Genomic DNA, 4,765 nt, shown 5'->3' with positions numbered 1-4,765 from the left:
GAATCTACAACAGAGAAGCAAATGGTAACTTCCAGGTTGTATGTACTCGTTGGGGTCCAGACTATGCTGATCCAACTACTTACTTGAACTTATTCTTAACTGGTAACCAGAATAACTATGGTAAGTACAGCAATGCTAAAGTTGATTCATTAATGAAACAGGTTCAGGCTGAATCAGACTTAAATAAACGTTGGGACTTAATGACTCAGGTAGAAAAGACTGCACTTGATGATTTAGCTTATGTTCCAGTATTCGAAAAGGGTGCTGCAGCATTAAAGGCTAAGAATGTAAAAGGAGTTGTTCATTCAGCAGTTGGTGTTCCTTATACATTCAAATACGTAACTATCAAATAAGAATAAACAGAACATAGTGAGAATAAACACATTATAGCTCTTGCTATAATGTGTTCTTCTTTTTAAATGAAAGGTGTGATATTTATATGGATAAATCCATGATTAGGTATATCTTAAAGAGATTGCTTATTTCCGCAATTACTTTATTCGTTATACTAACAGTTCTGTTCATTATGACTCGTTGTATGCCAGGTTCTCCATTCAACTCAGAAAAGTTGAGTCCAGAACAGCAGAAAGTCATTATGGCAAAATATGGTCTTGATAAGCCAGTTCTTGTACAGTATGGTACATACTTAAAGAATATGTTATCAGGCGACTTCGGTGTTTCTTATGTTTTATACAAAGATCAGAATGTTTCTGAATTAGTATTTGACGCAGCTAAGATTTCATTTGCTTATGGTATCGCTGCATGTATCTTAGGTACATTAGTAGGTATGTTACTTGGTATCGTTGCTGCATTAAACAAGAACACTATTTGGGATACAATCGCAACTATTATTTCTATCTTAGGTGTATCTATCCCATCATTCGTATTCGCATTATTACTTGTTATCTTGTTCAGTAATGATCTTCGTATCTTACCAACAATGTATGATGATATGAATCCAATCTTCTCATCTATATTGCCAGTTATCGCTTTATCTATGAGCGTTATTGCCAACGTAGCACGTTTCACTCGTACAGAAATGATTTCTGTATTAAATAGTGAATATATGACTCTTGCAATGGCTAAAGGTTTAGATCGTAAGACATTAATCTTCAAGCATGCATTACGTAATGCCTTAATTCCAGTAATCACTATCTTAGGTCCAATCCTAGTTAACTTGATGACTGGTACAATGGTAGTAGAACAGATCTGTTCTGTACCAGGTTTAGGTAAGCTATTAATTAACAGTATTCGTGCCAATGACTACAACATCATCGTTGCATGTTCATTCTTATATGCATTCATGTATATCGTTATGATGTTAGTAATCGATGTATCTTATGGTATTATCGATCCACGTATCCGTTTAGGAAAGGGGGACAACTAAGATGGATGACAAGAAATATGAATTTTTGCCAGATGATTTTGAGTTTATCGGTGATAAACAGAATATCAACATTGATGAAGTTGCTCCTGCAAGACCTGCTTGGAAAGACGTTGTTTACCGTTTTACTCAGAACAAAGGTGCAATCTTTGGCTTAGCTTGTATTATTATCATTGCTTTACTTGCTATCTTTGTACCAATGATTTCTCATTGGAAATATGATGCAATTGATACAAGTATTGCGAATATTCTTCCAAATGGTACTCATTTCTTTGGTACTGATAAATATGGCCGTGACTTGTTCGTAAGAACTTGGCAGGGTACTCGTATTTCATTAATTATCGCATTAGTTGCAGTAGTTATTGATATCGTAGTTGGTATGACTTATGGTTTAATTTCTGGTTACTTTGGTGGTTTAATTGACTCTGTCCTTCAGAGAATTCAGGAAATCATCAACTCTATCCCAACACTAGTAGTATTAACTATTCTTTTAACAGTATTAAAGCCTTCTTTATATACCGTTATTCTTGCGTTAATCTTCACTGAATGGATTCCTATGTCTCGTATCACAAGAGCACAGGTATTAAAAATCAAGGAAGATGAATTCATTCTTGCTTCTAGAACATTAGGTGCAAGCAATATCTTTATCTTATTCAAGGAAATCTTACCAAACATCTTTGGTCAGTTAATCATCATGTCTATGATGACTATCCCAAATGCAATCTTCTATGAAGCATATCTAGCATTCGTTGGTTTAGGTTTAACTGTACCTCAGGCTTCACTTGGTACTTTGATCAACTCAGGTTTCGAAGTATTCACAGTATATCCAACTCAGATGACTATCCCAGCTATTATCCTTGCAGTATTAATGTTAGGATTCAACTTATTAGGTGATGGTTTAAGAGATGCACTTGATCCTACTATGAAGGAGATGTAATTATGGCTGACAGAGAAAGAATTTTAAAAATCAGAGACTTAAATATCTCCTTTAAGATTGAAGGTAAGAAAGTGAATGCCATCCGTGGTGTTAACTTAGACCTTTATAAAGGAGAAACAATTGCGATTGTAGGTGAATCTGGTTCAGGTAAATCAGTTACTACAAAAGCTATCATGGGTATCTTAGCTAAGAATGGTAGTATTGAAAGTGGTTCAATCGACTATACTTGGCATGATCCAGATACTGATGAAAAACATACAGTAGATATTACTAAGATGACAGAAAAGGAAATCCAGAAGGAAATTCGTGGTCGTAAGATTGCGATGGTCTTCCAGGATCCAATGACTTCTCTAGACCCAACAATGACAATTGGTAAACAGATTATGGAACCAATGATGTATCATTATGGAACATCTAAAGAAGAAGCATATAAAAAGGCTGTAGAGCTTCTTGAAGAAGTAGGAATCACAAATGCAGAAAAACGTATGAAGAACTACCCTCATCAGTTATCTGGTGGTATGAGACAGCGTGTTGTTATCGCAATCGCTTTATCTTGTGATCCATATGTATTAATCTGTGACGAACCTACAACAGCCCTAGATGTAACTATCCAGGCTAAGATCCTTGAATTAATTCAGGACTTACAGAAGAAAAAAGGTATTTCAGTTATTTATATCACACATGACTTAGGTGTAGTTGCTAAGGTAGCTGACTTTGTAAACGTTATGTATGCAGGTAAGATTGTAGAAACAGGTTCTATCGAAGATATCTTCTACAGACCTTTACATCCATATACTTGGGGTCTTTTATCAGCAATGCCTGATTTAAATACTGATGATCCAGAATTATATACAATTCCTGGTTCACCACCAAACGTTACAAAAGAAATCAAAGGTGATGCATTCGCACCACGTAATAAATATGCATTAAATATCGATAAGAGAATTGAACCACCTATGTTCAAAGTAGAAGGTTCTACAACTCATAAGGTAGCCAGCTGGTTAATGCATCCAAATGCGCCAAAGGTAGAAATGCCTGAAGCATTAAGAAAGAGAATCGATAACATGATGAAAGAAGGTGTACCAAGTAATGGACAAGAATAGTCAGACTCCAATTCTTGAAGTCAAGAATTTAAAACAGTATTTCTATCCAAGTAGAAAGTTTACTGTAAAAGCCGTTGATGGTATTTCATTCAAAATCATGCCAGGTGAAACATATGGTTTAGTAGGTGAATCTGGTTCAGGTAAATCTACTACTGGTCGTGCTATTATTAGATTATATGATCCAACTGATGGTCAGATTATTTTCGAAGGTGAAGATATCACTGGTAAGATGTCTAATAAAGCTCTTAAGACATTACGTACTAAGATGGCTATGATTTTCCAGGATCCAATGGCTTGTTTAAACCCTCGTAAGAAGGTTATTGATATTATTGCTCAGGGTCTTGATATTCATCATGATTATAAAGATGAAAAAGAAAGAGAAGAAAAGGTTTATAAGATTCTTGAAATGGTAGGTTTATCAAAAGAACATGCTAACCGTTTCCCACACCAGTTCTCTGGTGGTCAGAGACAGCGTATTGGTATCGCAAGAGCCTTAATTATGAACCCTGATCTAATTATTGCCGATGAAGCAATCTCAGCCCTAGACGTATCTATTCAGGCACAGGTTGTAAACCTAATGAAGAAGATGCAGAAAGAAACAGGTGCTGCTTACTTATTTATCGCTCATGACTTATCAATGGTTAAATACATCTCTGATAGAATTGGTGTATTACATTTAGGTCACTTAGTAGAAACAGGAACTGCAGATGAAATCTTTAGTAATCCTCTCCATCCATATACAAGATCATTATTATCTGCTATCCCTCATTCTAACCCAAGAGTAGAGAAGGTAAGAAAATCATTCTCTTATGATTATGAAACAAGCGGTCTTGATTATGCAGCTGGTACTCAGCATCAGATTACTGAAACACACTTTGTATTAGGCACTGATGAAGATGTTGAACAGTTCAAGAAAGATGCAGCAAACTTCAAATTATAACATCAAAAGACTATGACACTTATGTGTGATAGTCTTTTTTATGCTCAAAAAATGTTGAGGTACTACACTTTTACGTTGTAAAAAGTGTAGTGGTAGCACATTTCTTCGTTGTAAAAAGTGTAGTGATAACACATTTTTTCGCTGTAAAAAATGTGAAAAGGTGATATAAAGGAATAATAAGGCAGGTGTCTCTATGTATCGATACGCAATAGAAAAATTATTCAAATGGAAAGAAAAGCTAAATCGTAAGCCAATGATTATACATGGTGCAAGACATGTAGGTAAAACATGGCTGGTCAACTACCCACGACCTAAAGGTCATGGGCTTGTAACTGCCCAGTCGTATTAACGGTTTACACCTCCGACCTTTAACCCCAATAGATATTGCTATCTAAAGTGGC

Annotated in this window: 5 protein-coding genes and 1 pseudogene; all 6 read left to right on the top strand. The window is 35.5% G+C overall.

Annotated features, from left to right (window positions below):
* A pseudogene (locus tag ACT8VG_RS07420) lies at nt 1-353 on the top strand (peptide ABC transporter substrate-binding protein); the annotation flags it as partial.
* A gap of 86 nt (nt 354-439) precedes the next feature.
* A complete protein-coding gene (locus ACT8VG_RS07415) occupies nt 440-1,387 on the top strand; it encodes an ABC transporter permease (protein ID WP_006504301.1) in 948 nt (315 codons plus the stop codon).
* Nucleotide 1,388: 1 nt separating this feature from the next.
* Nucleotides 1,389-2,321 (top strand): ABC transporter permease, encoded by a 933-nt coding sequence (locus ACT8VG_RS07410; RefSeq protein WP_022426021.1) that lies wholly within the window; start codon nt 1,389-1,391, stop codon nt 2,319-2,321.
* 2 nt (nt 2,322-2,323) lie between these two features.
* Nucleotides 2,324-3,424: an ABC transporter ATP-binding protein gene (locus ACT8VG_RS07405; protein WP_006504299.1), complete on the top strand. Its 1,101-nt coding sequence runs from the start codon at nt 2,324-2,326 to the stop codon at nt 3,422-3,424.
* On the top strand, nt 3,411-4,364 hold the full coding sequence (locus ACT8VG_RS07400; protein ID WP_217106670.1) for an ABC transporter ATP-binding protein: 954 nt from the start codon (nt 3,411-3,413) through the stop codon (nt 4,362-4,364). The genes ACT8VG_RS07405 and ACT8VG_RS07400 overlap by 14 nt, the downstream gene beginning before the upstream one ends.
* A gap of 193 nt (nt 4,365-4,557) precedes the next feature.
* A complete protein-coding gene (locus tag ACT8VG_RS07395) occupies nt 4,558-4,713 on the top strand; it encodes a hypothetical protein (RefSeq protein WP_217107338.1) in 156 nt (51 codons plus the stop codon).
* The last annotated feature ends 52 nt before the right edge of the window (nt 4,714-4,765 follow it).

The sequence above is a fragment of the Catenibacterium sp. genome (assembly GCF_052354645.1).
Classification (GTDB): Bacteria; Bacillota_I; Bacilli_A; order Erysipelotrichales; family Coprobacillaceae; genus Catenibacterium; species Catenibacterium mitsuoka_A.
The sequence above is the reverse complement of the archived record's forward strand: the minus strand, read 5'-3'. Positions and strand labels throughout refer to the sequence as shown.